This window comes from Frigidibacter sp. (assembly GCF_030695035.1).
Taxonomy (GTDB): domain Bacteria; phylum Pseudomonadota; class Alphaproteobacteria; order Rhodobacterales; family Rhodobacteraceae; genus Frigidibacter.
Window position 1 is genome coordinate 98,772 of sequence record NZ_JAUYTT010000010.1, and the last position, 26,670, is coordinate 125,441.

A 26,670-nucleotide genomic window follows, 5' to 3' on the forward strand; every position below is an offset into this window, starting at 1 on the left:
GGCATGGGGGTAAAATGAAGAAAATAAGTAGTGATTACAGGTCTGTAACCTTGAAGGATGTCGCCGCCCTTGCCGATGTTAGCGTTATGACGGCCTCTCGCGCCCTGCGCACGCCCGACAGGGTGTCCGCCAAGATGCGGGCCCGGGTTTCCGAGGCGGTTCAAGCCCTTGGCTATTCCCCGAACGAGGCGGCGCGGGCGCTTGTCTCGGCCACCAGCTCGACCATCGGGGTGCTGATTCCCTCGATCTCGAACCTGGTGTTCGTGGATGTTCTGCGCGGGATCTACGATGCCGCGGAAGAGACGCCCTATCATGTGCAGATCGCCAATACCCGCTACCGGGACAGCAAGGAGCAGGAGCTGCTGAAGGTCTTCGCCGCGCAGCGCCCCGCGGGGCTGATCGTGACCGGCGTCGATCAATCCCCCGAGACGCGGGCGATCCTGTCCGGCCTTGGCTGCCCCGTGGTGCAGATCATGGATGTCAGCGCCGATCCCGTGGACATGATGATCGGCTTTGACCATCGCCGGGCGGCCTATACGGCCACGCGGCATCTGGTCGATCAGGGCTATCGCCGCATCGGTTTCATCGGCGCGCGGATGGACCCCCGCAGCCAGAAGCGCCTCGACGGCTATATCGACGCGCTGACCGAGGCGAACCTCTTCGATGATGCGCTGATCCTGACCTCGCCGCAGCCCACCTCGGTCGCGCAGGGCAGCCGGATGTTCGGTGAGTTCCTGGCGATGGCGCCGGATGCGGATGCCGTCTTCTGCAACAACGATGACATGGCGCTTGGTGCGTTGTTCGAATGCCAGCGCCGGCATATCCGGGTGCCGGGGCAGTTCGGCATCATGGGCTACAACAATATCGAATATGCCGCCGCCAGCGCGCCCTCGCTCTCGTCCATCAAGACGCCGTGCTACGAGATGGGGCAGGGCGCCGTGCAGATGATCGCGGCGGCGGCGAGGGGGCAGCGGCCCGAGCCGGGCAATGTCGATCTGGGTTGCCGGCTGATGCCGCGCGAAAGCACGGATCGCGGGGCGGGCCGGGTCCGCGCGGCGGGGTGAGCTGCTGTTGTCGGCCATGACTGTTCCCTCCCCTTGATCGCGGTTTCAATCGGCGCGTAGCACTCCGCGCCGGGCAAGGTTGGCCATCAGGGCGCCAAGTCCGAAGGTCCATTCCGGGCACTCGTCGGTGCGGCGCACCCAGTTCACCAGGCGGCCAAGGCGCGGCGAGGAAATCTCGACCCGGTCGCCAATCTCATGCGTGAAGCCGAGGCCGGGGCCGCGGCGGTCCTTGGTCGGCGCGAACATCGTGCCGAGGAACAGCACCGCGCCGTCGGGGTATTGATGGTTGCGGTTCAGAAGCTGGCCGGCGAGCTCTTCCGGGCTGCGGCTGATCGCGCGCATCGGGCTGAGGCCGTCCAGTGCGAAGCCGTCTTCTCCCTCCACCCGCAGCGCGATTTCGGCGCCCTTGACGTCATCCAGCGTGTAGCCCGCATCGAACAGCCGGATGAACGGGCCGAGGGCGCAAGAGGCGTTGTTGTCTTTCGCCTTCGACAGCAGCAGGGCCGACCGGCCTTCGAAATCGCGCAGGTTGACGTCATTGCCAAGCGTGGCGCCGACGATGTGGCCATCCGAGGTGATGGCCAGAACCATTTCGGGCTCGGGGTTGTTCCATTCGGATTTGGGGTGGATGCCGATATCCGCCCCGCAGCCGACGGACGACATTGGCTGGGCCTTGGTGAAGATCTCTGCATCCGGGCCAATGCCGACCTCAAGGTACTGCGACCACAGGCCAAGGCCCTGCAGCAGCGCCTTGACCTCGGCCGCCTTTGCAGACCCGGCTTCAACCCCGCGCAGGCTGTCACCGAGGGCGGGGGCAAGCCGCGCGCGGATCTCCTGCGCGCGGCCGGCATCGCCCTTGGCATGCTCTTCCACGACCCGCTCCAGCATGCTGTCGGCAAAAGTCACGCCGGCGGCCTTCACGGCCTGCAGGTCCACCGGGGCGAGCAGTTGCCCGGCCGTGCCGGACAGGAAGTCATCAAGTGGGCCAAGGTCGGCGCAGCCTTGGGCAAGGCGAGCGAGATCGGACAGGCCCGGAAGCTCCAGCAGCGCCGAGAGCGTCGGGGCGAGGCTCGAAAGGTCAAGGACGCGGCCGCCTTGCAGCAAGACGGGGCAGGGGCCGCCCGCAGCGTTTGACCAGACGCGGCCGACCAGCAGCGCGGTGGCGCTGTCTTCAGGCAGGATGTCTCGCGCGGTCAATCCCTGCGTCTCGGCCATGCGTCCCTCCCCAGAAACCTGCTTGTCGGATGTCTGACAACTAAATCCGTGAAATGTCTATACCGGCGCCGCGCGGACCTGTCCAGCGCTGCGATTAACCTTTGGCCCGTGTCAGCTGGTTTCGAGCGTGATCCCCAGCCGCGCCGCCGAATTGATCAGGTGTTGGCGCATCGCCTCGCCAGCGCGCGGCGCATCGCCCGCGACCACGGCGCCATGGATCGCCGCATGTTCGCCGATGGTGACCTTGACGATCTCGGCTCCCATCTCGCGCGGGAAAGAGGTGTTGATCGAAGTGCTGGTCTTCTCGGCGATATAGCCCAGAAAGATGGCGTAAAACTCGTTCTGCGTGGCGGCCGCCAGCGCGCGGTGGAAGGCCAGATCCGCCTTCACGCCCTCGTCCAGCCAGTCGCGCGCCTTCACCATGCCGTCCAGCGCCTCGTCCAGTGCCGCGATCTCAGTGGGCGTGCGGTGCCGTGCGGCAAGGCGTGCGGCCTCGATCTCCAGCGGCAGGCGCAGCTGGAAGAAGTTGCGCAGGCTGACCGGGTCAGCAAGGCTCGCCTGCTCGACCCGAATCGTCGCGCGGCGCTGCGGGTCGGTCACGAAGGCGCCGACGCCCTGGCGGGTTTCCACCATGCCTTCGTTGCGCAACTGCGCGATGGCCTCGCGCACGACGGACCGGCTGACGCCGAAGGTCTGGGCAAGGATATGCTCAGTCGGCAGCTTGTCACCCGATGCGAACCGCCCCCCGGCGATGCCGCGGCCGATCTCTTCGGCGATGCGCTTGGGCAGATGCTCGGTGCGCGACAGCTGCTGGAATGACATCACTTATCCTTCATGAACGGGTCACAGCTTCGCGGCAGCGACCCGATCTGGCAACCGGGATCTGGCAGGCCAATGCGGTCCGGTCACCGCCGCCCCACAGAGATTTCGCCAGTTTACTGTTTTCAAAACATCGATACAAGGTTATCAGACAACCCTACAAGTTGTTTCGAGGCGGCCGGGGAGGCTGCTTTGCCCGAGGGAGGGAATGGTATGCATGTAGCCATAATTGGCGCCGCCGGAATGCTGGGGCGCAAGCTCATCGGGCGGATCGTAGCGGATGGTGCAATCGCGGGTCACGAGATCGACCGGCTGACGCTGCTCGACGTCATCGCCCCCGAGCCGCTGCGGGGCTTTGCCGGCCAAGTGGATACTCGCGCTGCCGATCTCTCAACTCCCGGCGAGGCAGAGGCGCTGGTCGCTGCCCGCCCCGACATGATCTTCCATCTGGCAGCCATCGTCTCGGCCGAGGCAGAGCTGGATTTCGACAAGGGCTACCGCATCAACCTCGATGGCACGCGCTTCCTGTTCGACGCGATCCGCCTTGCGTCGCAGGAGGACGGCTACCGCCCGCGCGTGATCTTCGCCTCGTCAATCGCGGTGTTCGGGGCGCCGCTGCCCTACCCGATCCCGGATGACTTCCACACCACGCCGCTGACCAGCTACGGCACACAAAAGGCCATTGGCGAGCTGCTGCTGTCCGACTATTCGCGCCGCGGCTTCTTCGATGGGATCGGCATCCGCCTGCCCACCGTCTGCATCCGCCCGGGCAAGCCGAACAAGGCGGCCTCGGGCTTCTTCTCCAACATCCTGCGCGAGCCGCTGGTGGGGCAAGAGGCCGTGCTGCCGGTGCCCGACACGGTGCGCCACTGGCATGTCTCGCCGCGCTCGGCGGTGGGCTTCCTGCTGCACGCAGCGACGCTTGACGTGGAGGGTGTCGGCCCGCGCCGCAACCTCTCCATGCCCGGTCTGTCGGCCACGGTGGGCGAGCAGATCGAGGCGCTGCGCCGCGTGGCTGGTGACAAGGCGGTTGCGCTGATCCGGCGCGAGCCGGATGCGATGATAACCCGCATGTGCGACGGCTGGGCCCCGGGGTTCGAGGCGACGCGCGCCCTCGCGCTTGGGTTCACCGCAGAGAGCAGCTTTGACGAGATCATCCGCGTCCATATCGAAGACGAACTCGGGGGTGCCTTGTGACGCGCGCCATAGCCTTTCTCGGCACCGGCCTGATGGGCGCGCCGATGGTGCGCCGCCTGCTGGGCGCTGGCTTTGCCGTGACCGTGTGGAACCGCGACGGCAGCAAGGCCGAGGCGCTGGCCGTGGACGGTGCCCGTGTGGCGATGACGGCGGCCGAGGCGGTGCAGGGCGCAGAGATCGTCTTCACGATGCTCAGCGATGGCAACGCAGTCGGCGAGGTGCTGTTCGGCCAAGGCGCGGCTGAGGCGCTGAAGGCCGGCGCAGTGGTCGTGGATACCTCATCCATCGCGCCGAAGCTGGCGCGCGCCCACGCCGAAAAGCTGGCCGAACGCGGCATTGCCCATCTCGATGCGCCGGTCTCCGGCGGCACGGTTGGGGCCGAGGCCGGCACGCTGGCGATCATGGCGGGCGGGGATGCGGGCGTTGTGGACAGCCTCGCCGATGTCTTCGCCGCGCTCGGCCGCGTCACCCATGTCGGGCCAAGCGGGGCCGGGCAGGTCTGCAAGCTGGCCAACCAGCAGATCGTCGCCGTCACCATCGGCGCGCTGGCCGAGGCGATGGTGCTGGTCGAGGCGGGCGGCGCCTCGCGTGCCGCCTTCCGCAATGCCATCCGCGGCGGCTTTGCCGAAAGCCGGATCCTCGACCTGCATGGCGCCCGCATGGTGGAGCGTCGGTTCGAGCCGGGCGGGCCATCGCGGCTGCAGCTGAAAGACCTCGACACGGTGCTGGCCCTTGCCGCAGACCTTGGCCTGACCCTTCCGTTGACTGCTGACGTGCGCGAGGCCTTTGCTGGCTTCGTCGCCACCGGCGGCGCAGAGTTGGATCACAGTGCCCTTCTGCTTCACCTTGAAGCGCAGAACCCGAAAACCGGAGCATAGATCATGGCCCACCCCCCCAAACGCCGTCTGCGCTCGCAGGACTGGTTCGACAATCCCGACCATCTCGACATGACCGCGCTCTATCTGGAGCGGTTCATGAACTACGGCATCACGCCCGAGGAGCTGCGCTCCGGCAAGCCGGTGATCGGCATTGCGCAAAGCGGCAGCGACCTGACGCCCTGCAACCGGGTGCATATGGATCTGGTGACGCGGGTGCGCGACGGCATCCGCGATGCGGGCGGCATTCCGATCGTGTTTCCGACCCATCCGATCTTCGAGAACTGCAAGCGCCCGACTGCCGCGCTGGACCGCAACCTGGCCTATCTGGGGCTGGTGGAGGTGCTGTTCGGCTACCCGCTGGACGGGGTGGTGCTGACCACCGGCTGCGACAAGACCACGCCTTCCGCGCTGATGGCGGCCTCCACCGTGGACATTCCGGCCATCGTCCTGTCCGGCGGGCCGATGCTGGATGGCTGGCATGATGGCGATCTGGTCGGATCGGGCACCGTGATCTGGCGGATGCGGCGGAAATATGCGGCGGGCGAGATCGACCGCGAGGAGTTCTTGCAGGCGGCGCTGGAATCCGCCCCCTCGGTCGGCCATTGCAACACGATGGGCACCGCCTCCACGATGAACGCGCTGGCCGAGGCGCTTGGCATGTCGCTGACCGGCTGCGGCGCGATCCCCGCGCCCTACCGCGAGCGCGGCCAGATGGCCTATCGCACCGGGCGCCGGGCGGTGGAGATCGTGTGGGAGGACCTCAAGCCTTCCGACATCCTGACGCGCGAGGCCTTCCTGAACGCCATCCGTGTCAATTCGGCCATTGGCGGGTCCACCAATGCGCAGCCACATCTGGCGGCGATGGCGAAACATGCGGGGGTGGAGCTGCATCCCGAAGACTGGCAGGTCCACGGGCTCGACATTCCGTTGCTGGCGAATGTCCAGCCCGCAGGGGTTTATCTCGGCGAGCGCTATCACCGCGCCGGCGGCACGCCCGCGGTGATGTGGGAGCTGCTGCAGGCCGGGCTGATCGACCCCTCCTGCCGCACGGTAACCGGGCAGAGCATGGGCGACAACCTTGAGGGGCGCGAGGCCACGGACCGCGAGGTGATCTTGCCCTTCGCGCAGCCGCTGCGAGAGCGGGCGGGCTTCCTGGTCCTCAGCGGCAACCTGTTCGATTTCGCCATCATGAAGATGAGCGTGGTGTCCGCCGAGTTCCGGGACCGCTACCTGAGCGAGCCGGGCAATGAGGGCGTGTTCGAGGGCAAGGCGGTGGTGTTCGACGGGTCCGAAGACTACCACAAGCGCATCAACGATCCCGAACTCGGCATCGACGAGCGCACCATCCTCGTGATCCGCGGCGCGGGCCCCGTGGGCTGGCCGGGCTCGGCCGAGGTGGTGAACATGCAACCGCCTGATGCGCTTCTGAAGCGCGGGATCCAGTCGCTGCCTACTATCGGTGATGGGCGCCAGTCCGGCACCGCCGACAGCCCCTCGATCCTCAACGCCTCACCCGAAAGCGCGGTGGGCGGCGGGCTGTCGCTGCTGCGGAGCGGCGACGTGATCCGCATCGACTTCAACAAGGGCCGTTGCGACATGCTGGTGGGTGACGCCGAGATCGCACGGCGCAAGAGCGAGCCGGCCCCGCCGATCCCGGCGGATGCGACGCCCTGGCAGCGGCTCTATCGCCAGACGGTGACGCAGCTGTCGGATGGCGCGATCATCGAGGGCGCCGACGACTTCCGCGGGATTGCGCGGACCCTGCCGCGGCATAACCACTAGGACGGGTCGGCCGAGGGCACGGAACGCTTCCGTGCCCTCTGTTGGTAGGCCGGGCTGACGCCGGGCCAGCAGCCTCAGCTGTGAGTGATCTGCGTCCCCAGAACCTTCATGCATTCGCGCATGAACGCCGCCAGCCCGGTCCAGCCCTTGGCCGAGACCATTGTGCCATCGACGAAAGCCTCATGCGGTTTCACGTCGATATAGGTGCCGCCTGCCAGAATCACCTCGGGCTCGCAGGCGCCAAGGGCAGCGACCTTCTTGCCGCGGATCACGCCATCGACGGCAACGAGGATCTGCACCCCGTGGCAGATGGTGAAGATCGGCTTCCCCGTCTCGTGGAAGTGCCGCACCATCGCCTGAATGCGCTTGTCGGTGCGGATGTATTCCGGCCCGCGCCCGCCCGCGCAATAGACGGCGTCATAGTCGTCCAGCACCACCTCCGAGAAGGTCTTGTTGATCTCGGCCAGGTGGCCGAAGCGCTCGATATAGGTCTGGTGGCCCTCGAAATCATGCAGCGAGGTCTGGATCATCTCGCCCTTCTTCTTGTCGGGGCAGATGACGTGGACGGTGTGCCCGACCGCTTCCATCCCCTGCTGGAAGACAAAGATTTCGTATTCCTCGGTGAACTCACCGCAGAGCATCAGGATCTTCTTGCCAGGCATTTGGCTTCTCCTTTGAGATGGCAGAAAGGGGCGCCCGGCAAGGGGCGCCCAAGGGATCAGAACGGCGAGTCGGGGAAGTAGAACTGATCGGCATTCTCGGGCGTGATCAGCGGCGCATCGAGCTTGAAGCTGCCGCGCATCGGCGCCTGTCCGGTGAACTGGCCGGCCACCATGTAGATCGCCGACTTGATCATCGACGGCGGATAGGGGGTGGAGATCGGGGTGACGGGATCGCCCGCCATCACCATCTCGATCACGTCCTTCATGCCGTTGCCGCCGAGGGCATACTTGATCTCGGTCCTGCCCGATTCCCGGATCGCCTCGAGCACGCCCAGCAACATGTCGTCATCATTGGCCCAGACCGCGTCGATCTGCGGATACTTCGCCAGATAATCCTGCATCAGGGTGAAGGCTTCATCCTGGTTCCAGTTGGCATATTGGATATCGAGGATCTCGATGTTCGTGGCCGCGATGACGTCGGTGAAGCCTTGGATCCGCTCATCGTCGATCACCGTCGGGATGCCGCGCAGCACGACGACCTTGCCTTCATTGCCCAGCTTTTCGGCCAGCCATTTGGCGGTGTTGGCGCCCACGGCGATGTTGTCGCCGGCGACGTACAGATCCTGGATCGCCGGATCGGTCAGCCCGCGGTCCACCACGGCGATGAACGTGCCGGCGGCCTTGACCTGCTCCACCGGGCCGGTCAGCTCTTCGGACGTGAAGGGCAGGATCACCAGCGCGTCCAGCGTCTGCGCGGCGGCAAGGTCTTCCAGCGCCGAAACCTGGGCCGTGGCCGAGGGCGAGGTCTTCACGATCACGTCGATATTCGGGAACGCGGCTTCGATCTCCTTCTCGGCCTGCTCGGCGTGATAGACCACGCCGCCGGTCCAGCCATGGGTCGCGGCGGGGATCGACACGGCGATGACGCGCTTTTCCTGCGCCAGGGCCCCGGTGGCGGCCAGCGCCGTGAAGCTGGCGGCGGTGAGAAGGCCGAGGGCCCGTCTTGTGATGGTTGTCATTGGTAGTCCTCCCTTTTGAAAATCTCCGCCCCTCCCGGCGGCTATTTGATGAACCGGTGCGCAAGCATGGCCAGAATGATGATCACCCCCTGAACGGCAGCGACGAGGTATTCGGACACCATGTTCGACAGCACCATGAGGTTGGCGATCACCTCGAGGATCAGCGCACCGGCAACGGTGCCCCAGACCCGGGCCTTGCCACCGCGAAGCGCGGTGCCGCCGATCACCACGGCGGTAATGACCTGCAATTCCCACAGCTGCCCGGTCGTGGGCGTCGCGGCGCCAAGGCGCGGGATGTAGCAGATGGCGGCGATGGCGACGCAGAGCCCCTGGATCACGAAGGCCATCGTGCGGACCTTCGCCACCGAGACACCCGAAAAGCGCGCGACATCGGCATTCGAGCCAGCCGCCATGCAGCGGCGGCCGTATTTCGTGCGGTAGAGGACGAAGGCCCCGACCAGAACCACGACCAGCGTCAGCAGCACCGGCACCGGGATGCCCATGACATTGCCGAAATAGACCGGGCGATAGGGCTCGCGCAGCGTGCGCTCGATCGGGATCGACCCGCCATCCGACATCCAGGTGATCAGCGCGCGGAAGATCCCCATCGTGCCAAGGGTGGCGATGAAGGGCTCGATCTTGCCAACCGTCACGATCAGCCCGTTCAAGAGCCCGCAGAGCGCGCCCACCACCAGCCCGATCCCCGCGCCGGCGACGATGGCATAGCCGCCCATCGACGGCTCCAGCCGGTTCATCGCCAGGATCATGATGCCGGTGACGAAGGCCATCATCGAGCCCACCGACAGATCGAGCCCGCCCGAGGAGATGACGAAGGTCGCCCCCACCGCGATGATTGCCACGAAGGCAGAGCGGGTGACGACGTTGGCGATGTTGGTGCCGCTGAGGAAGCTGGAATTGATCATCACCCCCGCCAGAATCACGACGGCCAGCGCGATGAACGGCCCCATGTCGGCCAGGCGGATGCGGCGCGGCCCCGCGCTTTCGGATGCGACGGCGGCTGTCATGGCTGGGCTCCTTGTGGGCCGTGTCCCTCGCCGCTGGTGGCGGCATAGACGACGTTCTGCTCGGTGATCTGATCGCCCGTCAGCTCGGCCACGATCCGCCCGCCCCGCATCACCAGCACGCGGTCGGACAGGCCGACCAGCTCTGGCAATTCGGAGGAGATGACGATGCAGGCCTTGCCGGTACGCACCAGCTGGTCGATGAAATCGTAGATCTGGTTCTTGTTGCCGATATCGATGCCGCGGGTGGGCTCGTCGATGATGACCACTTGAGGATCGGTCAGCATTACCTTGGCCAGCAACAGTTTTTGCTGATTGCCCCCCGACAGCTGCCCCGCATCCAGATGTACAGACCGGACCCGGATGTCATAGTCCGCCACCGCCTTGCCCACGGCTGCGCCCTCGGCCTTGCGGTCCAGCGTCAGGCGGGGATGCACCTCGACCAGCGCCTGAAGGGTCAGGTTGGGGCCGAGAGGTTCGTCCAGCAGCAGGCCTTTGCCCTTGCGGTCCTCGGTCAGGTAGACCAGCCCCGCCGCCTGCCACGCACCGACCGACCGATGCGCCATCGCGGCGCCGTTCAGCACGGCGCTGCCGGTGGCCGGGCGCAGGCCCATCAGCCCCTCGAACATCTCGGTCCGGCCCGATCCGATCATGCCGCCGATGCCCAGAACCTCGCCGGGACGGACGGCGAAACTGCCCTGCACTGCGCCGTGATCGACCGACAGGCCCTCCACCCTCAGCAGCGGATCAGCTGCCGCCGCCGGGCGCTTGGGCGGATAGAGCATGTCCAGCTTGCGCCCCACCATCAGCTCGGCCATGTCGCGTTGCGACAGGCCGCGGGCAGGCCAGGTGCCGATCATCCGGCCATCGCGCAGCACGGTGATGCGGTCCGCCAGCGCCTCCACCTCATCGAGCCGGTGCGAGATATAAAGGACCGCGGCCCCCTGATCCCGCAGCCCGCGCACGACGGCCAGCAGGGCCGCAACCTCGTCATTGGCCAGCACGGCGGTCGGCTCGTCGAAGATCACCACCTTGCGCGGCTCCAGCAGCGCGCGGGCGATCTGTACCAGCTGGCGCTGCGCGAGCGGCAGCCCGCCGACCGGGTCGCGCGGATGGCAATGGGCGCCGATGGAGGCGAGGATCTGGGCCGCGCGGCGGTTCATCGCCCGGTCATCGACCATCGGGCCGCGGGTCAGCTCGCGGCCAAGGAACAGGTTCTCGGCAACGGTCAGGTCGCCCGCCAGCAGGATTTCCTGATGCACCAGCACCACACCCGCCGCCTCGGCCGCAACGGCATCGGCAAACTCGACCGGCTGCCCTTCCATCGTCAGCTGCCCCGCCGTGGGCAGCACATGCCCCGACAGCAGCTTCATCAACGTGGACTTGCCCGCGCCATTCTCGCCGATGATCGCGTGGACCTCACCCGCCCGGATATCGAGCGCGATATCGGTAAGCACCGTGATCGGGCCATAGGCCTTGCACAGGCCCATGGCCTGCATCGCCGGCAGCGGCAGGGCCGGCTGCACGGGCGATGGGCCGGGTATGGGCAGGGCCTCGGCCATCGTCATTCGAAGGCGGACAGAAGGCGACCCTGCGAGCGCAGGATATGTTCGCGCATCGCTGCCTCGGCGGCCACGGCATCACCGGCGCGGAAGGCGGCCAGCAGGCTTTCATGTTCCTCCAGCGCCTCTTGCGTGACGCGGGTGTGGAACATCAGGCGGAAGATGTGCAGATGCACATGCTGGTTGAAGAGGGTGGAGCGGATCACCTCATTCCCGGCGACGGTCAGGATCGCGTCGTGGAAATGGCCGTCGGCGCGGGCAAAGCGGGAATAGCGGCTGGTGCGGTCCACCGGCTGTTCGCCGTGCCCCATGTCGGCCGCGGCATCCTCGAGGAACTTCAGCGACTCCGCCGTCATGTTCAGGGCCGCAAGCCGCGCGCCTTCCGGCTCCAGCAGCAGGCGGAAGGTGTAGAGATCGTCGAACTGTTTGCGCGACAGCTGCGGGGCGGCCGAGTAGCCGATCAGATGCGCCTTGGCTACCAGCCCCTCACGCTCCAGCCGCGACAGCGCCTCGCGCACCGGGGTCTGCGAGACGTTCAGGTCACGCGCGATCACGTCGATCGGGATGCGGGCGCGGGGCGGAATCTCCAGCGACATCAGGCGTTCGTAGATGTTGTCATAGACCCCATCCACCACGCTGGCCGGGCGCACGGACTGCGCCCTATCTGCTGTGCGATCCGCTGCGATACCCATTCAACCACTCCTGCATCTTCGACTTGACACGAGGCAATGACTCGCAAATACGATATCGAATGTCAAACACAATATCATATACGATCTGATATAGGATTTATGATGCGGGTTGCTGAGCAAGTCCTGCGGCGGCTGGCGGTGGACCTGCTGGAGGCGCCGCCAGCCGCCGGGATGCGCGCCCGCCGCGCGAGGGCGCAGCGGGACGGCATCGACATACAAGGCAGCTTGCTGAACGACTTGCGGACCCTGCGGGCCGCCTGAAACCGAACCGGAGGAAACGGAAACATGGACTATTTCGGCACGATCAGGGCCCCGCGAGAGCTGCTTTTCGGATCCGGCCAGCGCCGGGCGCTTGGCGCCATCGCCGCGCGGCTGGGACGGCGGGCGCTGATCGTCACCGATGCGCGGCTTGCGGCGGATGCGGATTTCCTCGGGATGGTCGCGGATCTGGAGGCATCGGGCCTGACGCTCCGCGTCGAAAGCGGCACGCTGCCCGATGTGCCGGTGGAGACTGCGGTTGCGGCGGCAGAGGCAGCGCGGGGCTTTGCGCCCGATCTGGTGATCGGGATCGGCGGCGGATCCTGCCTCGACATGGCGAAATGTGTGGCGCTGCTGCTGTCGCATGGCGGGCGGCCGCAGGATTACTATGGCGAGCTGAAGGTGCCCGGCCCGGTGCTGCCACTGATCGCCATTCCGACCACGGCGGGAACGGGGTCCGAGGTCACCCCGGTTGCGGTGCTGTCGGATGCCGACCGCAGCCTGAAGGTTGGCATCTCCAGCCCCCATCTGATCCCCATCGCGGCGATCTGCGATCCGGACCTGACGCTGACCTGCCCGCCGGGGCTGACCGCCATTGCCGGGGCCGATGCGCTGACCCATGCCATCGAGGCCTTCACCGCCACCCGGCGCGAGGTGACGGCCTCGCTGAGCCAAGAGCGGGTGTTCATCGGCAAGAACGCCCTGTCGGACCAGTTCGCGCTGACGGCAATCTCGCTGCTGTGGCAAGGGCTGGAGGTGGCCTGCACCAGCGGTGATGCCACCGCCCGCGCGCAGGTGATGCAGGGCGCGACCTTCGCGGGGCTGGCCTTTGGCGTGGCGGGCACGGCGGCGGCTCATGCGATCCAGTATCCGGTGGGCGCGCTGACCCATACCGCGCACGGGCAGGGCGTGGCCTGCCTGATGCCCTATGTGATGGAATGGAACCGCCCGGAGATCGGCCCCGAGCTGGCGCAGATTGCGGCGGCCATCGGCATGGCCTCGGCCGATGAGGTGATCCCCGCCATCGCCGCGCTGTTCGGGCGGATCGGCATTCCGCCCAACCTGGCGGCGCTTGGCCTCGCCGAGGACCGCATCGACTGGGTGGCCGAGCAATCCTGCGGGATCGAGAGGCTGATCCAGAACAACCCCCGCCCGATAGGCCGCGGCGACATGACGCTTTTGCTGAACGCCGCCTTCACCGGCGACCGCAGCCTGATCCAGTAACCGGAAGGACCGGACATGACCCTCGATTCCCCCCGCGCCGATTTTGCCGATCCGGGCCTGCACGCCCGCGGCCTCTTCATCGGCGGCGACTGGCTGCCGGGTGGCGGCATCCCGGTAACGAACCCCTCGACCGCCGGGGTGCTGGCCGAGGTGCCCGATGCTTCGGTTGAGGATGCGATGCGCGCCGTGGATGCGGCCGAGGCCGCCGCGGCCGGCTGGCGCGCCACACCGCCGCGCCAGCGCGCGGAAATCCTGCGCCGCTGGTTCGGGCTGATGACCGACCATGCCGAAGACCTTGCCCGCCTGATCTCGCTGGAGAACGGCAAGGCGCTGCCCGATGCGCGGGGTGAGGTCGCCTATGCCGCCGAGTTCTTCCGCTGGTATGCCGAAGAGGCGGTGCGCATTCCCGGCGAGTTCCGCCATGCCCCGTCCGGCGCGCACCACATCCTTGTCGACCATGACCCCATCGGCATTGCGGTGCTGATCACGCCCTGGAACTTCCCGGCCGCGATGGCGACGCGCAAGATCGGCCCGGCGCTGGCGGCTGGCTGTACGGTGATCCTGAAGCCTGCCTCGGAGACCCCGCTGACCGCCTATGCGATGGCCCGGCTTGGTGCCGAGGCCGGGGTGCCGCCCGGCGTCGTCAACGTGCTGACTACCACCCAGCCCGGGCCGGTGGTCAGCGCCATGCTGGCCGATCCACGGGTGCGCAAGCTGTCCTTCACCGGATCGACCGGGGTGGGCCGCACGTTGCTGGCCGAGGCTGCCAAGACCGTGGTCTCTTGCTCGATGGAGCTTGGCGGCAACGCGCCCTTCCTTGTGTTCGACGATGCCGATCTAGGGGCCGCGCTCGACGGCGCGATGATCGCCAAGATGCGCAACGCGGGCGAGGCCTGCACCGCCGCCAACCGCTTCTATGTGCAGGCGGGGATCCATGACGCCTTTGTCGCGGGGCTGACCGCGCGGATGGCGGCGCTGGTGGTGGGCGCCGGCACCGATCCGGCCACGCAGGTCGGCCCGATGATCACCACCAAGGCAGTGACCAAGATCGACCGGCTGGTCAGCCAGGCCGTCGCGCGCGGGGCGCGGGTCACCACGGGCGGGGCGCCGCTGCCGGGATCGGGCTACTTCTACCCGCCGACGGTGATCGAGAATGTGCCGGAGGATGCCGAGATCGCACATGAAGAGATCTTCGGCCCCGTCGCCCCCGTCTACCGTTTCGAGACAGAGGAGCAGGCGATTCGCCTCGCCAATTCTACCGAATACGGGCTTGCGGCCTATGTCTATTCGGGCGACCTGTCGCGCGCGCTGCGGGTGGGCAAGGGCATCGAGACCGGGATGGTCGCCATCAATCGCGGCCTGATGTCGGACCCGGCCGCCCCGTTCGGCGGCGCCAAGCAAAGCGGGCTGGGGCGAGAGGGCGGGGTGACCGGCATCCTGGAATTCATGGAGCCGAAGTATTTCGCGGTGAACTTCTAGAGCGAGAGCATGGGACAGGATCTTTACCGCAACCGCGACTTCATCCCCGATTTCGACGCCATCCTCGCCGAGACCGCCGCACGCTCCCGCGAGCTTGCGGCGCGGGTGGAGGTGCGGACCGATGTGGCCTATGGCCCCTCGCCGCGCGAGCGGATGGATATCCTGTTCCCTTTGAGCCCGGCCAAGGGCGCGCCGCTGCACATGTTCATCCACGGCGGCTATTGGCGGTCGGGGAGCAAGGCGGACCACCACCTCGTCGCCGCGCCGGTTTTGGCGGCGGGGGGCATCGCCGCCATCGCCACCTATGACCTGATGCCGGGCACCCGGCTCGGCCGCATCGTGGGGCAGGTGCGGGCGGCGGCGTTGCACCTGCAGGCCATCGCCCCCACGCTTGGCGCCGATCCGGCCCGCTTCACTGTCAGCGGCCATTCGGCGGGGGCGCATCTGGCAAGCTATCTGGCGGCCCTCGGTCCGCAGGAAGCGTCTCCCGATCTGCCCTCGCTGCGCGGCATCCTGATGGTCAGCGGCATCTATGACCTTGGGGGTATTCCCGGCAGCTTCCTGAAGCATGAGGCGGAGATGACGGCGGGGGAGGCCGAGGCATGGTCGCCGCTGACCTCGGCGCAACTGGTCGGACCATCGCGGACCCTCACAAGGGGCGCGCTGGAAACGGCGCCGTTCCACGATCAGGCGACGGCTCTTGGCGGGCTGATCACCGGGGCCGGCCAGCCTTGCGAGTTGCGCAGCGAGCCGGGGCTGAACCATCTGACCATCGTGCTGTCGCTGGCCGATCCTGCCTCTGCGCTTGGCGGGGTGCTGGCCGATCTGACGGTGGGGTAGGGGGCAGCGCGTCTGCGATCCTACCCATCCGCCGCGGTCCAGGGCCGCTGGTTCCGGTAGGTCGCCGCCTTGCGCAAGATCAGATCGCACAGCGCGGCAGTGGCGGCGTTTGGCACCTGCGCCGGAGTGATCATCGAGATATCCCGCGCCAGCGCCGGCGCGACCAGCGGGCGTATGGTCAGCCCGTCGGACACCAGCATCGCCAGAGCCGAGCGCGGCAAGATCGTGCAGCCAAACCCCGCGCGAACAAAGGCGATGGCGGTGGCCATCGACCCGACCTCGATCATCGTCCTCGGCATCCCGCCCGATACCCGGAACCCGGCATCTGACAGGGTGCGCAGGCTGGCGCTGTCCTTGATGGCCACGAAATCGCGCTTGGCAAGATCGCTCCACTGCAGCGGGTCGCTGCCGTCCGGCTCTGGCAGAACCGCGACGATCTCATCTTGCCACAGGTGATCGTGGTGCAGATCCCGCCCCAGCGCAAAGGCGGTGCCTAGCGCCACCGACAACGACCCGTCCTGCACCATCTCGGACAGGGTACCTGCATGGGCCTCGACCAGATCGATCTCGACCAGCGGGTGGGTGCGGCGAAATTCTCGCAGCAGGTCTGGTAGCACGACCGCCGCAAGCGAGGGCATCAGACCCAGCCGCACCAGCCCGCGCCCGCCGCTGCGATAGTCGCGGAAGGTGCTTGCCAGCGCGGCCGATTCTTGCAGCACACGCTCGGCCAAGGGCCGGAAGGCCACACCGGCCGGGGTCGGCTCCAGCCGCCTTGTGGTGCGCGAGAACAGCGCCTCGCCCGCCTCGGCCTCCAGTTCGCGCAGCATCGCCGACAGGCCCGACTGCGTCAGCCCAAGCTCTTTGGCGGCGCGGGTGATGTTGCGGTGGTTGTCGATCGCGCGAAAGGCGGCCAGCTGGCGCAGGGTGTAATTCACAAGCAATGCCTCTGAATGCATAACAAATTTACGTTAGTATTTCTTAATGTTGCAATCTAGCTTTTTCTGGAGGCGTGAGGATCAGGCGGCAAACATGACGGCGGAACGGGTCTATATCGGGTGTGGTGCAGGGTTCGCCGGGGATCGGCCGGATGGCGGCCGCGCGGTTGTCGAGGATCTGGCGCGCAAATCCGGGCCGCGCTTCATGATCTACGAAACGCTGGCCGAGCGCACCCTGGCACAGGCGCAGCTGCGCCGGATGAATGGCGGGCCGGGCTATTTGCCGCGACTGGATGCCTTCTTGCGCCCGGTACTGGAGACCTGCCTGAAAAGCGGCATCCGCATCGTGTCAAACTTCGGCGCGGCCGATCCCGAGGGCGCCTGCCGCCGCATCGCTGCGCTTTGCGCCGAGATGGGCCTGCCGCAGCCGCGGATGGTCTATGTCCTTGGCGATGATGTAATGACGGGCGCCGCACGCGCCGCAATTGATACGGCCCGCCGTGAAACCGGCGATCTGGTTGCCGCCAACGCCTATATCGGCGCTGCTTCGGTGGTCGAGGCGCTGGACATGGGCGCCGAGATCGTGGTCACCGGCCGGGTTGCAGACCCCTCGCTGGCGCTGGGGCCGCTGGTGCATTCCTTTGGCTGGGGCTGGCAGGATTGGGATCTTCTGGCAGCGGGCACGCTCTGCGGTCACATGCTGGAATGTGGGGCGCAGGTCAGCGGCGGGTACTTCGCCGATCCGGGGCTGAAGGACGTGCCCGACCTTGCGCATCTGGGATTCCCGTTGGCCGAGGTTGCGGAGGATGGCAGCTTTGTCATCACCAAACCCTCGGGCACCGGCGGCTGCGTCACCCTGCAGACGGTGCGCGAGCAGGTACTGTATGAGATCGACGATCCGGCGCGGTATCTGACGCCCGATGTGGTTCTGGACCTGACCGCGGTGCATCTGTCCGAGGCGGGGCCCGACCGTGTGCAGGTGTCAGGCGCTCGTGGATGGCCCCGGCCCGACACGCTGCGCGCAATGGCCTGCCACCGCGGCGGCTGGCTGGGCGAGGCGGAAATCTCTTATGCCGGGCCGAATGCCCTGCCTCGGGGGCGCCTTGCGGCCGGCGTGCTGGAAACCCGGCTGCGGGATCTGGGCTATGCCAGAACCCGCGTCGATCTGATCGGCGTCAACGCCATTGCCGATCAGGCCCTGCCGCAGCAGGCCCTGCAGTTGCCCGAGGTGCGCTTGCGCCTGGCGGTTGCGGCCGACAGCGCGCAGCTGGCGCAGACCGCGCTGGATGAGGTGGAGAGCTTGTATCTGTGTGGCCCTGCGGGCGGCGGCGGCGTGCGCCGCAGTCTGGTCGAGCGCCTGACCTCTGAACCCGTCCTGATCGAGCGCGATCTGGTCAGGACCTGGGCCATTCCCTATCCCGAGGTTGCAAATGCCTGACCGCCCCGACCCAAGCAGCCTGCGGCTGCATGACCTTGCCCATGCCCGCGCGGGCGACAAGGGCGACCGGCTGAACATCAGCCTGTTCCCCTATGATCCCGCCGACTGGGACTTGCTGGCCCGGCAGGTCACCGAAGCGCGGATGATGGAGCATTTCGCGATGCGCCAGCCCGAGCGGGTCACCCGCTTCGATCTGCCGGCGCTGGGCGGCTTCAACTTCGTGCTCGAACGGGCGCTGGGCGGCGGGGTGAACTCCAGCCTCTATCTGGATGCGCATGGCAAATGCCTGTCTTTCCACCTGTTGTCCCTGCCCATTACCAGAGCGGAGCCTGCCGATGCCTGTTGACAAGAGCCTTCTGTCGCTGACCGCCGCCGAGGCCGCCGCGCGGCTGAAATCCCGCGACCTCTCGTCGATGGAGCTGGTCGAGGCGTCGATTGCGCGTATCGAAGCGGTGGAGCCGCAGGTGAACGCCATGCCGATCACCTGCTTTGAGCGCGCCCGCGAGCAGGCCCGCCGCTATGACGCGGGCCAGCTTGGGGCCGGATCGCTGCTGGCTGGGCTGCCGATGTCGGTGAAGGATCTGGATGAGGTTGCAGGCGTGCGCCACACCAATGGCGGGTCGGTGGTGTTCAAGGATTATGTCGCCACCACCTCTTCGCCGATGGTCGAGATGCTGGAAGGCAATGGCGCCATCACGATGGGCAAGTCGAACTCGCCCGAATTCGGCTTCAACGCCAATACGATCAACGACCTCTTCGGCGCGACCCGAAACCCCTATGACACGTCGCGTACCGCCGCAGGGTCTTCGGGCGGGGCTGCGGTGTCGGTGGCGACGGGCGAGGTCTGGTTGGCGACGGGGTCGGACCTTGGCTCGTCAATCCGGCTGCCGGCGGCCTACAGTTCCGTCGTGGGGCTGCGACCCTCGCCGGGCCGGGTGCCGCGGGCGCGCAAGGGGATGCCGTTCAGCACGCTGGCGGTGCTGGGCCCGATTGCCCGCACCGTCGGGGATACGGCACTGATGCTGGACGCGATGGTCGGGGACTATCCGGCCGATCCGCTGTCGCTGCCGGTGATCCCCGGCCAGTTCGTGAGGGCCGCGGCTGAACGCAAGGCGCCCAGGCGCATCGGCTTCTCGCCTGATCTGGGTGTGACGCCCGTCGATCCCGAGATTGCCGCCATCGTTGGGGCAGGTGCCCTGCGCTTCCGCGAGGCCGGGGTCGCGGTGGAGTTCGAGGCACCGGACCTGTCAAACGGTGTCGAGGTGTTCCATGCCATTCGCGGCGTCAACCATTTGGCCAATATGGGCCCGCTTTGCGAGCAATATGGCGACCGGATGATCCCAGAGATCCACTATTCGGTGGACCGCGCGGCACAACTGCCGATCACGCGCTATGCCTGGGGCGAGCGCGAGCGGGCACAGATGTTCCTGCGCACCATGACCTTCTTCGACAGCTTCGATCTGCTGGTCTGCCCCACCGGCATCATGGAGCCGTTTCCGGCCGAGTGGCGCCGCGTGGATACGCTGCACGGGCATGAGTTCGATGCCTATATCGACTGGATCGCCATCACCTACACGATCTCGCTGCTGGGATGCCCGTCGATCTCGGTGCCCTGCGGCTTTAACCGCAATGGGTTCCCGGTTGGGATCCAGCTGGTCGGGCGTCCGCGCGGCGAGGCGGATCTGCTGGCCGCTGCCCAGATCTTTGAGGACATCACCGGCGCGCTTGGCCGCACCCCGGTGGACCCCAAGGGCCCGCAGGGCCCGTATCAAGGGGGCGCGACATGCACGGCATGAGCGTCTGGCACCTACGCGGCCTCCGGTCACCTGACGCAAAGAAGAGCGGTGCGACCAACCATCTGGCTGCCTTGGCAGCAGATGTGCCGCTGCCTGCCCTTCACGGGGCCGGCAGCAGATTTCGTAGAAAACCAAAACACATAAACAGACGGGGAGACGACAATGAGCTTTTCAAGACTCGCAGCAATTGCACTCGCCACGGCGCTTGTCGCGGCGCCCTTGGCCGCACAGGAGCAAAAGGTGCTGCGCATGGTGCCGCACGCCTCGCTCCGGCTGCTGGATCCGCTGACAACCACCGCCTATGTCACCCGGAACCACGGCTACATGGTCTATGACACGCTGTTCGGCTATGACGAAAACTATGTGCCGCAGCCGCAGATGGTCTCTGACTGGTCCGCCAGCGAGGATGGCCTGACCTACAGCTTCACCCTGCGCCCGGGCCTTGCCTTCCACGATGGCGCCGCCGTGACCGCCGCCGATGCCGTGGCCTCGTTGCAGCGCTGGATGACCCGAGACCTGACGGGCCGCAAGATCGCAGCCGTGCTGGGGGCCATCACCGCCGACAGCGACACCGAATTCACCATCAGTCTGACCGCCCCCTTCGGCTCTCTGGTGGAAGCGCTGGCCAAGCCGTCTTCGGTGGTGCCCTTCATCATGCCCAAGCGCATCATTGACGCTGCGGGCGATGGCAATGTCGAAGAGATCATCGGCTCGGGGCCGTACCGCTTTGTCGCCGAAGAGTTCCGCCCCGGCGTTTCGGCCGTCTATGTCAAGAACGAGAACTATGTCCCGCGGGACGAAGCCCCAAGCTATCTTGCGGGCAAGAAGGACGTGCTGGTCGACCGCGTCGAATGGCTGACCTTCCCCGATGACCAGACCACAGCGAACGCACTTACCAAGGGCGAGGTCGATCTGGTCGAGGCGATCAGCTCGGACACGCTGTCGATGATCGAGGGCGCGCCGGGGGTGGAGTATGATCTGCGCATCACCTCGAACACGCCCACACTGCGCATCAACTGGCTGCAAAAGCCCTTTGACAACCCCAAGATGCGGCAGGCCGTGGCTGCGATGATCTCGCAGGACGATTTCATGGCCGCGACGGTAGGCGATCCCGAAACCTATGAGGTCTGCGGCTCGCTCTTTGGTTGCGACTCGCCGCTGGCGACGGATGTGAATGCGCTCGGCACCTCGGCGCCCGATCCGGAGAAGGCCAAGGCCCTGATGGCGGAAGCCGGCTACGATGGCGAGAAGGTGGTGATCCTCGATGCGTCGGACATCCTGTCCTTCCGCGGGCTGGCGCCGATCACAGCGCAATACCTGCGCGATGCGGGGATGAACGTCGAGGTGCAGTCGATGGACTTTTCGACCTACCTGGCGCAGCGCAACAAGCAGGACCCGGTGTCCGAGGGCGGATGGAGCATCGCCTTTGGCGTCTGGAACAGCCCGGACCTGATGTCGCCGCTGTCGAACCTGAACCTCGATACCGAAGGCGCCAAGGGCTATGCCGGATGGAGTTCGGATGACCAACTGGCCAGCCTGAAAGAGGATTATGCCCGCGCATCCTCGCCCGAAGAGCAAAAGGCGATTGCCGAGAAGATCCAGGCCCGGGCGAACGATTTGGTGTTCTTTGTGCCGCTTGGCACCTACCGCACCTACACCGCCTATCGGGACAACGTGACCCCGCCGCTGCCCGCACCTGTGTCGGTGTTCTGGGGCATCGACAAGAACTGACCCGGCAGAAGAAGGAGAGAGACGATGATCCGGCTGATAGTCCTGCGGTTGCTGGCAGCGGTGCCCGTGATGCTGGTTGTTGCGACCTTCGTCTTTCTTCTTCTCCGCCTCAGCCCGGGTGATCCGGCGCTGGTGGTTGCCGGCGAGCAGGCGACCCCGGAACAGGTGGAACAGATCCGCCGCGATTTGGGGCTCGACCGATCCTTGCCAGTGCAATACGTGACTTGGCTGTCGCAGATGGCGCAGGGCAATTTCGGGGCCTCCACGCTGTCGGGCCAGCCGGTGCTGGACCTGATCGCTGACCGGGTCGAACCGACGCTGGTGCTGGCGCTGGTGACGATTGTCGTGACGGTGGTCATCGCGGTCCCGCTTGGCGCCATTGCCGCCTGGCACCATGATGGCTGGCGCGACCGGATGGTGATGACGCTGGCCGTGGTCGGGTTTTCGGTGCCAAGCTTCGTGATCGGCTACACGCTGATGCAGCTTCTGGCGCTGAAGGCGAACCTGCTGCCGGTGCAGGGCTATATCAGCCCTTTCGACGATCCGCTGCAAAGCTTGAAGCATCTGGTCCTGCCTGCCGCCACGCTGGCCATCGTGTTCATGGCGCTGATCTCGCGCGTGACGCGGGCCAGCACGCTGGAAATTCTGGGCGAGGATTTCATCCGCACCGCCCGCGCCAAGGGCGGCAATGAAAACCGCATCTTGTGGAAGCACGCCCTGCCCAATGCCGCCGTGCCGGTGGTGACGGTGATCGGCCTCGGGATCGCCTCGCTGATCTCGGGCGTGGTCGTCACCGAGAGTGTCTTCAACATCCCCGGGCTTGGGCGGCTGACCATCGACGCCATCCTCGGCCGTGACTATCCGGTGGTGCAGGGGCTGATCCTGGTGTTTTCCCTGACCTATGTTTTCATCAACCTTCTGATCGACATCACCTATCTGATCGTCGATCCGCGCATCCGCTATTGAAGAGGAGCGCCCGAGGATGACCCATATCGAGACCCCCTCCCGTCCGCCGCTGTTGCGCCGCCTTGCCAGCGGGGCCGTTCGGCAGCCTACCATGTCCATCGCCGTCCTGGTCCTTGTACTGGTGGTGCTGTCCGCGATGTTTGCCGGCCTGATCGCCGGGACCGACCCGCTGAGCATCAGCCCGCGTGATCGCTACACCGCCCCGGGGGCCGAGTTCCTGTTTGGGTCCGATCAATACGGGCGCGACATCTTTGCCCGCGTGCTGCATGGCGGGCAGATCTCTCTGGCCGTCGGCGTGCTGGCGGCCAGCCTCGCCGCGGTCATCGGCACGCTGGCGGGGTTGCTGGCCGGGTCGTTCCGCATCGTCGATGCCATCTTGATGCGGGTGATGGACGGGTTGATGGCGATCCCCAACATCTTGCTGGCCGTTGCCATCGTGTCCTTGGTGGGGCCCAGCCTGCTGTCCATCGTCGTTGCCATCTGCATCCCTGAAATTCCGCGCGTCGCCCGGCTGATCCGGGCAATGGTGCTGACCCTGCGCGAAGAGCCCTATGTGTTCGCCGCCATCAGCATGTCGATCCCGCGCTGGAAGGTGGTTCTGCGCCACATACTGCCCGGCTGCCTTGCGCCGCTGGCGGTGCAGTTCTCCTACATGTTCGCCGCCGCGATCCTGACCGAGGCCGTACTTGGCTTCCTCGGCGTCGGCTTTCCTTCCGAAATCCCAAGCTGGGGCAATGTGATCGCCGATGGCAAAAGCGCCTTTCAGCGGGCGCCGTGGTGCATCTTGTTCCCCGGGCTGTTCCTGTCGGTAACGGTGCTGGCGGTGAACGTTCTGGGCGACAGCCTGCGCGACAGGCTCGACCCTCGCCTTGCCGCCCGCCGCAGACCCAGTTGAGAGGCAAGACCATGACCAGCAGCACCGCATCGATCCTGGAAATCTCGGGCCTGTCCGTCGCGCTTGACCTGCCGGGCACTGTCCGGCGGGTTGTGACCGATGTCGCCCTGACCGTGCATCGCCGCAAGATCACCTGCCTGATCGGGGAATCCGGGTCGGGCAAGTCGGTCACCTCATCGGCGATCATGCAGCTGCTGCCCTCGGGCCTGCGCATCGACGGGGGCCGGGTCCTGCTGGACGGGCATGACATGGCCAGCGCCACGCCCGAGGATCTGGCCACGCTGCGCGGCCGCGTCGTGTCGATGGTGTTTCAGGAGCCGCTGACGGCGCTGAACCCGGTCATGCGGGTCGGCACCCAGATCGGCGAGATGCTGGCGATCCACCGGCCCGAGATGAGCGCGCGTGCACGCGAGGCGCGGATCCTCGAACTGCTGGGCGATGTGCACCTGCCCGACCCGCCGCAGATCATGCGGGCCTTTCCGCACCAGCTGTCCGGCGGGCAGCGGCAGCGCGTGGTGATTGCGATGGCGCTGGCGCTGGAACCCGCGCTGATCATCGCCGACGAGCCGACCACCGCGCTGGATGTCACCACGCAGGCGCAGATCCTGCACCTGTTCCGCGAGCTGATGACCCGTCATGACAGCGGCGTTCTGCTGATCACCCATGATTTCGGCGTGGTCGCCGAGGTGGCTGATTTCGTCTATGTCATGCAGAACGGACGCGTCGTCGAGCATGGCGCCGCGGATGCGGTGCTGGAGCGCGCCGAGCACCCCTATACCAAAAGCCTGATCGCTGCGGTCCCGGGCTTTCGTTTTCGGCCCGAGCTGCCGGTGGCAGATACGGCGCTGGTGCGGGCCGAGGGGCTGGACCTGACCTATGTCACCCGCAGCTTCACCAGCGCCAAGCGCGAGATCAAGGCGCTGGATCAGGTCAGTTTCCATATCGACCCCGGCGAGACGCTTGGCGTAGTGGGGGAATCCGGGTCGGGCAAATCGACCCTGGCCAAGGTGCTGATGCTGTTTGAAAAGCCGGATGCCGGCACGATGACGGTGTTCGGCCGCGAGATCGGGTCGCTGCGGGGCAAGGCCCTGAACGACTATCGCGCCGGCGTGCAGATGGTGTTTCAGGATCCGTTCAAATCGCTGAACCCGCGCCGGAGGGTTGGCCATTCCTTGACCGAGGGGCCGATGGCAAATGGGGTCTCGCGTTCCGAGGCGTTGGCTCGGGCGCTGGATCTGCTGGACCGTGTCGGCCTTCCCGCCGAAGCGATGGGCCGCTTCCCACATGAATTTTCGGGTGGCCAGCGCCAGCGCATCTGCATTGCCCGCGCGCTTGCGATGAAACCGCGGATTGTCGTCGCCGACGAGGCCGTGTCTGCGCTCGACGTGTCCGTTCAGGCGCAGGTGCTGGAGCTGTTCGAAACGCTCAAGCGCGAGCTGGGGTTTGCCATGCTGTTCATCACGCATGACCTGCGCGTCGCCTCGAATATCTGCGACCGGCTGATCGTGATGCATCGCGGCCGCGTGGTCGAAACCGGGCTGACGCGGGATGTCTTCACCAATCCCGGCCACGCCTATACCGAAGAGCTGATCAGGGCGATCCCGGGCGGACTGGCGATGCGGACCCAAGGGGTTCTGGCGGAGCAGCCCTGACCGGACCGGCGCCTACAGCGGGTCGAAGATCCGCCCGCGATTGAGGATGCCGCGCGGGTCCAGCGTCGCCTTCAGGGCGCGGAGAGTGGCAATTTCCGCCTGGCTGCGCGACAGGTGCAGCCAGGATTTCTTGTCGACGCCGATACCGTGCTCGGCGGAAATCGACCCGCCATAGGTTGCCACCAGCCTCAGCAGCCGATCCATCGCCGGGCCTTTTTGCGGCGTGCAGAAGACATAGTGCAGGTTGCCGTCGCCCATGTGCCCGAAGGCAAGGAAGGCCGTGGCAGGATCGATCTCGCGCAGCGCCGCCTGACTTTCGCGCAGGAAGTCCGGGATCCGCGCCACCGGCACGCTGATATCGCCGCTGGCGATGTTGTCCAGTGTCCGCATAAACTCGGCACAGCCATCGCGCATGTCCCACAGTCCCTGGAACTCGCGGGAGGACTGGGAGACGACGGCATCCAGAACGCCGCCCTCCTCGATGGCGGCCATCAGGGTTGCGGCGAACATGTCTTCGGCCTGCAGGGCCAGCGGGCCGGCTTGCATCTCGGCCAGCACATAGACCGGGGCCTTTGTCGCCAGTGGTGGGGTCATCCGCAGGAACTGGCACACGCCGTGATAGGCGTCGGGCAGCATGATCTCGAACGCCGAAAGCGTCCCGCCCAGGGTGCCGCGCAGCCGTTGCAGCAGGGCCAGCGCGGCATCGGTGGAGGGGAGCGCGAGGAAGGCGTTGGCCATGATCGCCGGGCTGGGATGCAGCCGCAGCCGGGCGCAGGTGACCACGCCCAGGATACCCTCGCTGCCGATGAACAGCTGGCCAAGGTCGGGGCCGGCATTGTCCTTCTCGACCTGTTTCATCGTGTTCAGGACCGTGCCATCGGCCAGCACAGCCTCCAGCCCCGCCACCTGCGCACGGAACATGCCATAGCGCATCACCCGGATGCCGCCCGCATTGGTGGCGATATTGCCGCCGATGGTCGCGCTGCCGCGCGCCCCGATATCGACGCCGAACATCAAGCCCGCTTGGCTGGCGGCCTCTTGTACCAGTTGCAGCGGAACACCGGCCTGCGCCTCGATGGTGGCGCTTTCCGGGCTGACCGCGCCAAGGGCCGTCAGGCGTTCCAGCGACAGCACCGCTTCGCCCGCAATGATCCGGTGCCCGCCCGACAGGCCGGTGCGCCCGCCTTGCACGACCAGCGGCTGCCCGAAGTCATTGCAGGCCGACAGCGCCGCCGCGACCTCGGCCGTTGTTTCGGGGCGCAGCACGAAGCGGGGCGGGGCGGAAAAGCGGTCGCGCCGGTCTTCCTGATAGCGTGGGCCGATGGCGCCGCCGGTCAGCAGCGCGGCCGGGGGCAGGGCGCGGGCAAGGCGATCCAGCAGGGCAGACTCGGCACCTGCCGCAGGGATGGGCTGCAGTTCCGTCATGCTGACTCGCTCCTCCGTTCGGTCTTGTGGCCAGAGGATCTGTGTATTCTTTTAATTGTCAAACCTTTTTCATTTCCGGGAATGCTGCTACGCTCCGGGTAAGCTCGGGAAAGGTAGGC

General features: G+C 66.6%; 24 protein-coding genes. 15 read left to right on the plus strand and 9 right to left on the minus strand.

All coding sequences use genetic code 11. The features are described 5' to 3' along the window. Positions 1-14: 14 nt before the first annotated feature. Complete coding sequence (locus tag Q8S30_RS09620) at positions 15-1,064, plus strand: LacI family DNA-binding transcriptional regulator (RefSeq protein ID WP_305665808.1); 1,050 nt, start codon at positions 15-17, stop codon at positions 1,062-1,064. Between the two features lie 45 nt (positions 1,065-1,109). Here Q8S30_RS09620 and Q8S30_RS09625 read toward each other — a convergent pair whose 3' ends face one another. After that, complete coding sequence (locus Q8S30_RS09625; protein ID WP_305665809.1) at positions 1,110-2,279, minus strand: fumarylacetoacetate hydrolase family protein; 1,170 nt, start codon at positions 2,277-2,279, stop codon at positions 1,110-1,112. Positions 2,280-2,390: 111 nt separating this feature from the next. Continuing rightward, complete coding sequence (locus Q8S30_RS09630) at positions 2,391-3,101, minus strand: FadR/GntR family transcriptional regulator (protein WP_305665810.1); 711 nt, start codon at positions 3,099-3,101, stop codon at positions 2,391-2,393. Positions 3,102-3,311: 210 nt separating this feature from the next. Between Q8S30_RS09630 and denD the strand changes: the two genes are divergently transcribed. From denD to Q8S30_RS09645, 3 genes are read left to right on the plus strand one after another with little or no spacing between them, the layout of a single operon-like run. Further along, complete coding sequence (gene denD, locus Q8S30_RS09635; RefSeq protein WP_305665811.1) at positions 3,312-4,295, plus strand: D-erythronate dehydrogenase; 984 nt, start codon at positions 3,312-3,314, stop codon at positions 4,293-4,295. Then, on the plus strand, positions 4,292-5,173 hold the full coding sequence (locus tag Q8S30_RS09640) for an NAD(P)-dependent oxidoreductase (RefSeq protein WP_305665812.1): 882 nt from the start codon (positions 4,292-4,294) through the stop codon (positions 5,171-5,173). Before denD ends, Q8S30_RS09640 begins: the two co-directional genes overlap by 4 nt. 3 nt (positions 5,174-5,176) lie before the next feature. Beyond that, positions 5,177-6,955 (plus strand): IlvD/Edd family dehydratase, encoded by a 1,779-nt coding sequence (locus Q8S30_RS09645; protein WP_305665813.1) that lies wholly within the window; start codon positions 5,177-5,179, stop codon positions 6,953-6,955. Positions 6,956-7,029: 74 nt separating this feature from the next. On the opposite strand, the gene Q8S30_RS09650 is transcribed toward Q8S30_RS09645, so the two are convergent. From Q8S30_RS09650 to Q8S30_RS09670, 5 genes are read right to left on the minus strand one after another with little or no spacing between them, the layout of a single operon-like run. Further along, entirely contained in the window at positions 7,030-7,617 is a 588-nt protein-coding gene (locus Q8S30_RS09650; RefSeq protein WP_305665814.1) for a DJ-1/PfpI family protein, read from the minus strand. Positions 7,618-7,673: 56 nt separating this feature from the next. Beyond that, the gene (locus tag Q8S30_RS09655; protein ID WP_305665815.1) at positions 7,674-8,636 is read right to left on the minus strand and encodes a substrate-binding domain-containing protein; all 963 of its coding nucleotides are present in this window, start codon (positions 8,634-8,636) and stop codon (positions 7,674-7,676) included. A 41-nt stretch (positions 8,637-8,677) separates the two neighbouring features. Then, entirely contained in the window at positions 8,678-9,661 is a 984-nt protein-coding gene (locus Q8S30_RS09660) for an ABC transporter permease (RefSeq protein WP_305665816.1), read from the minus strand. Next, positions 9,658-11,220 carry a sugar ABC transporter ATP-binding protein gene (locus tag Q8S30_RS09665; protein WP_371135501.1) on the minus strand — a complete coding sequence of 521 codons (1,563 nt, stop codon included), beginning with the start codon at positions 11,218-11,220 and terminating at the stop codon, positions 9,658-9,660. Before Q8S30_RS09665 ends, Q8S30_RS09660 begins: the two co-directional genes overlap by 4 nt. Positions 11,221-11,222: 2 nt before the next feature. Continuing rightward, entirely contained in the window at positions 11,223-11,912 is a 690-nt protein-coding gene (locus tag Q8S30_RS09670; protein ID WP_305665817.1) for a GntR family transcriptional regulator, read from the minus strand. 102 nt (positions 11,913-12,014) lie between these two features. Between Q8S30_RS09670 and Q8S30_RS09675 the strand changes: the two genes are divergently transcribed. Genes Q8S30_RS09675 through Q8S30_RS09690 form a run of 4 tightly spaced genes read left to right on the plus strand, consistent with a single transcriptional unit; the run spans position 12,015 to position 15,713 of the window. Next, the gene (locus Q8S30_RS09675) at positions 12,015-12,173 is read left to right on the plus strand and encodes a hypothetical protein (RefSeq protein WP_305665818.1); all 159 of its coding nucleotides are present in this window, start codon (positions 12,015-12,017) and stop codon (positions 12,171-12,173) included. A 24-nt stretch (positions 12,174-12,197) separates the two neighbouring features. Further along, a complete protein-coding gene (locus tag Q8S30_RS09680; RefSeq protein ID WP_305665819.1) occupies positions 12,198-13,394 on the plus strand; it encodes an iron-containing alcohol dehydrogenase in 1,197 nt (398 codons plus the stop codon). Between the two features lie 15 nt (positions 13,395-13,409). Continuing rightward, complete coding sequence (locus Q8S30_RS09685) at positions 13,410-14,873, plus strand: NAD-dependent succinate-semialdehyde dehydrogenase (protein ID WP_305665820.1); 1,464 nt, start codon at positions 13,410-13,412, stop codon at positions 14,871-14,873. A 9-nt stretch (positions 14,874-14,882) separates the two neighbouring features. Beyond that, complete coding sequence (locus Q8S30_RS09690; RefSeq protein ID WP_305665821.1) at positions 14,883-15,713, plus strand: alpha/beta hydrolase; 831 nt, start codon at positions 14,883-14,885, stop codon at positions 15,711-15,713. A 20-nt stretch (positions 15,714-15,733) separates the two neighbouring features. On the opposite strand, the gene Q8S30_RS09695 is transcribed toward Q8S30_RS09690, so the two are convergent. Further along, positions 15,734-16,669 carry a LysR family transcriptional regulator gene (locus tag Q8S30_RS09695; protein WP_305665822.1) on the minus strand — a complete coding sequence of 312 codons (936 nt, stop codon included), beginning with the start codon at positions 16,667-16,669 and terminating at the stop codon, positions 15,734-15,736. 73 nt (positions 16,670-16,742) lie between these two features. On the opposite strand from Q8S30_RS09695, the gene Q8S30_RS09700 reads away from it, so the two are divergent. The 7 genes from Q8S30_RS09700 to Q8S30_RS09730 all read left to right on the plus strand — a co-directional run bounded on the left by Q8S30_RS09700 (position 16,743) and on the right by Q8S30_RS09730 (position 25,126). Next, a complete protein-coding gene (locus Q8S30_RS09700) occupies positions 16,743-18,086 on the plus strand; it encodes an acyclic terpene utilization AtuA family protein (RefSeq protein WP_305665823.1) in 1,344 nt (447 codons plus the stop codon). After that, positions 18,079-18,432, plus strand: a complete 354-nt coding sequence (locus Q8S30_RS09705) for a hypothetical protein (protein WP_305665824.1) — start codon at positions 18,079-18,081, stop codon at positions 18,430-18,432. The genes Q8S30_RS09700 and Q8S30_RS09705 overlap by 8 nt, the downstream gene beginning before the upstream one ends. Then, entirely contained in the window at positions 18,422-19,882 is a 1,461-nt protein-coding gene (locus tag Q8S30_RS09710) for an amidase (RefSeq protein WP_305665825.1), read from the plus strand. The genes Q8S30_RS09705 and Q8S30_RS09710 overlap by 11 nt, the downstream gene beginning before the upstream one ends. Before the next feature lie 162 nt (positions 19,883-20,044). After that, positions 20,045-21,613, plus strand: a complete 1,569-nt coding sequence (locus Q8S30_RS09715; protein WP_305665826.1) for an ABC transporter substrate-binding protein — start codon at positions 20,045-20,047, stop codon at positions 21,611-21,613. 24 nt (positions 21,614-21,637) lie between these two features. After that, a complete protein-coding gene (locus tag Q8S30_RS09720) occupies positions 21,638-22,579 on the plus strand; it encodes an ABC transporter permease (RefSeq protein WP_305665827.1) in 942 nt (313 codons plus the stop codon). A 91-nt stretch (positions 22,580-22,670) separates the two neighbouring features. After that, on the plus strand, positions 22,671-23,474 hold the full coding sequence (locus Q8S30_RS09725; RefSeq protein ID WP_305665828.1) for an ABC transporter permease: 804 nt from the start codon (positions 22,671-22,673) through the stop codon (positions 23,472-23,474). A gap of 11 nt (positions 23,475-23,485) precedes the next feature. After that, a complete protein-coding gene (locus Q8S30_RS09730) occupies positions 23,486-25,126 on the plus strand; it encodes an ABC transporter ATP-binding protein (RefSeq protein ID WP_305665829.1) in 1,641 nt (546 codons plus the stop codon). Positions 25,127-25,138: 12 nt separating this feature from the next. Here the strand turns inward: Q8S30_RS09730 and Q8S30_RS09735 are convergent, their stop codons facing one another. Next, entirely contained in the window at positions 25,139-26,551 is a 1,413-nt protein-coding gene (locus tag Q8S30_RS09735) for an FAD-binding oxidoreductase (protein WP_305665830.1), read from the minus strand. Between the last annotated feature and the right edge of the window lie 119 nt (positions 26,552-26,670).

What these genes read in the sequence shown, in the direction of transcription:
- Q8S30_RS09620 (WP_305665808.1), top strand. Translation starts at nt 15, where the DNA reads ATGAAGAAAATAAGTAGTGATTACAGGTCTGTAACCTTGAAGGATGTC.
- Q8S30_RS09625 (WP_305665809.1), bottom strand. Translation starts at nt 2,279, where the DNA reads ATGGCCGAGACGCAGGGATTGACCGCGCGAGACATCCTGCCTGAAGAC.
- Q8S30_RS09630 (WP_305665810.1), bottom strand. Translation starts at nt 3,101, where the DNA reads ATGTCATTCCAGCAGCTGTCGCGCACCGAGCATCTGCCCAAGCGCATC.
- denD (WP_305665811.1), top strand. Translation starts at nt 3,312, where the DNA reads ATGCATGTAGCCATAATTGGCGCCGCCGGAATGCTGGGGCGCAAGCTC.
- Q8S30_RS09645 (WP_305665813.1), top strand. Translation starts at nt 5,177, where the DNA reads ATGGCCCACCCCCCCAAACGCCGTCTGCGCTCGCAGGACTGGTTCGAC.
- Q8S30_RS09650 (WP_305665814.1), bottom strand. Translation starts at nt 7,617, where the DNA reads ATGCCTGGCAAGAAGATCCTGATGCTCTGCGGTGAGTTCACCGAGGAA.
- Q8S30_RS09655 (WP_305665815.1), bottom strand. Translation starts at nt 8,636, where the DNA reads ATGACAACCATCACAAGACGGGCCCTCGGCCTTCTCACCGCCGCCAGC.
- Q8S30_RS09660 (WP_305665816.1), bottom strand. Translation starts at nt 9,661, where the DNA reads ATGACAGCCGCCGTCGCATCCGAAAGCGCGGGGCCGCGCCGCATCCGC.
- Q8S30_RS09665 (WP_371135501.1), bottom strand. Translation starts at nt 11,220, where the DNA reads ATGGCCGAGGCCCTGCCCATACCCGGCCCATCGCCCGTGCAGCCGGCC.
- Q8S30_RS09670 (WP_305665817.1), bottom strand. Translation starts at nt 11,912, where the DNA reads ATGGGTATCGCAGCGGATCGCACAGCAGATAGGGCGCAGTCCGTGCGC.
- Q8S30_RS09675 (WP_305665818.1), top strand. Translation starts at nt 12,015, where the DNA reads ATGCGGGTTGCTGAGCAAGTCCTGCGGCGGCTGGCGGTGGACCTGCTG.
- Q8S30_RS09680 (WP_305665819.1), top strand. Translation starts at nt 12,198, where the DNA reads ATGGACTATTTCGGCACGATCAGGGCCCCGCGAGAGCTGCTTTTCGGA.
- Q8S30_RS09685 (WP_305665820.1), top strand. Translation starts at nt 13,410, where the DNA reads ATGACCCTCGATTCCCCCCGCGCCGATTTTGCCGATCCGGGCCTGCAC.
- Q8S30_RS09690 (WP_305665821.1), top strand. Translation starts at nt 14,883, where the DNA reads ATGGGACAGGATCTTTACCGCAACCGCGACTTCATCCCCGATTTCGAC.
- Q8S30_RS09695 (WP_305665822.1), bottom strand. Translation starts at nt 16,669, where the DNA reads ATGCATTCAGAGGCATTGCTTGTGAATTACACCCTGCGCCAGCTGGCC.
- Q8S30_RS09700 (WP_305665823.1), top strand. Translation starts at nt 16,743, where the DNA reads ATGACGGCGGAACGGGTCTATATCGGGTGTGGTGCAGGGTTCGCCGGG.
- Q8S30_RS09705 (WP_305665824.1), top strand. Translation starts at nt 18,079, where the DNA reads ATGCCTGACCGCCCCGACCCAAGCAGCCTGCGGCTGCATGACCTTGCC.
- Q8S30_RS09710 (WP_305665825.1), top strand. Translation starts at nt 18,422, where the DNA reads ATGCCTGTTGACAAGAGCCTTCTGTCGCTGACCGCCGCCGAGGCCGCC.
- Q8S30_RS09715 (WP_305665826.1), top strand. Translation starts at nt 20,045, where the DNA reads ATGAGCTTTTCAAGACTCGCAGCAATTGCACTCGCCACGGCGCTTGTC.
- Q8S30_RS09720 (WP_305665827.1), top strand. Translation starts at nt 21,638, where the DNA reads ATGATCCGGCTGATAGTCCTGCGGTTGCTGGCAGCGGTGCCCGTGATG.
- Q8S30_RS09725 (WP_305665828.1), top strand. Translation starts at nt 22,671, where the DNA reads ATGTCCATCGCCGTCCTGGTCCTTGTACTGGTGGTGCTGTCCGCGATG.
- Q8S30_RS09730 (WP_305665829.1), top strand. Translation starts at nt 23,486, where the DNA reads ATGACCAGCAGCACCGCATCGATCCTGGAAATCTCGGGCCTGTCCGTC.
- Q8S30_RS09735 (WP_305665830.1), bottom strand. Translation starts at nt 26,551, where the DNA reads ATGACGGAACTGCAGCCCATCCCTGCGGCAGGTGCCGAGTCTGCCCTG.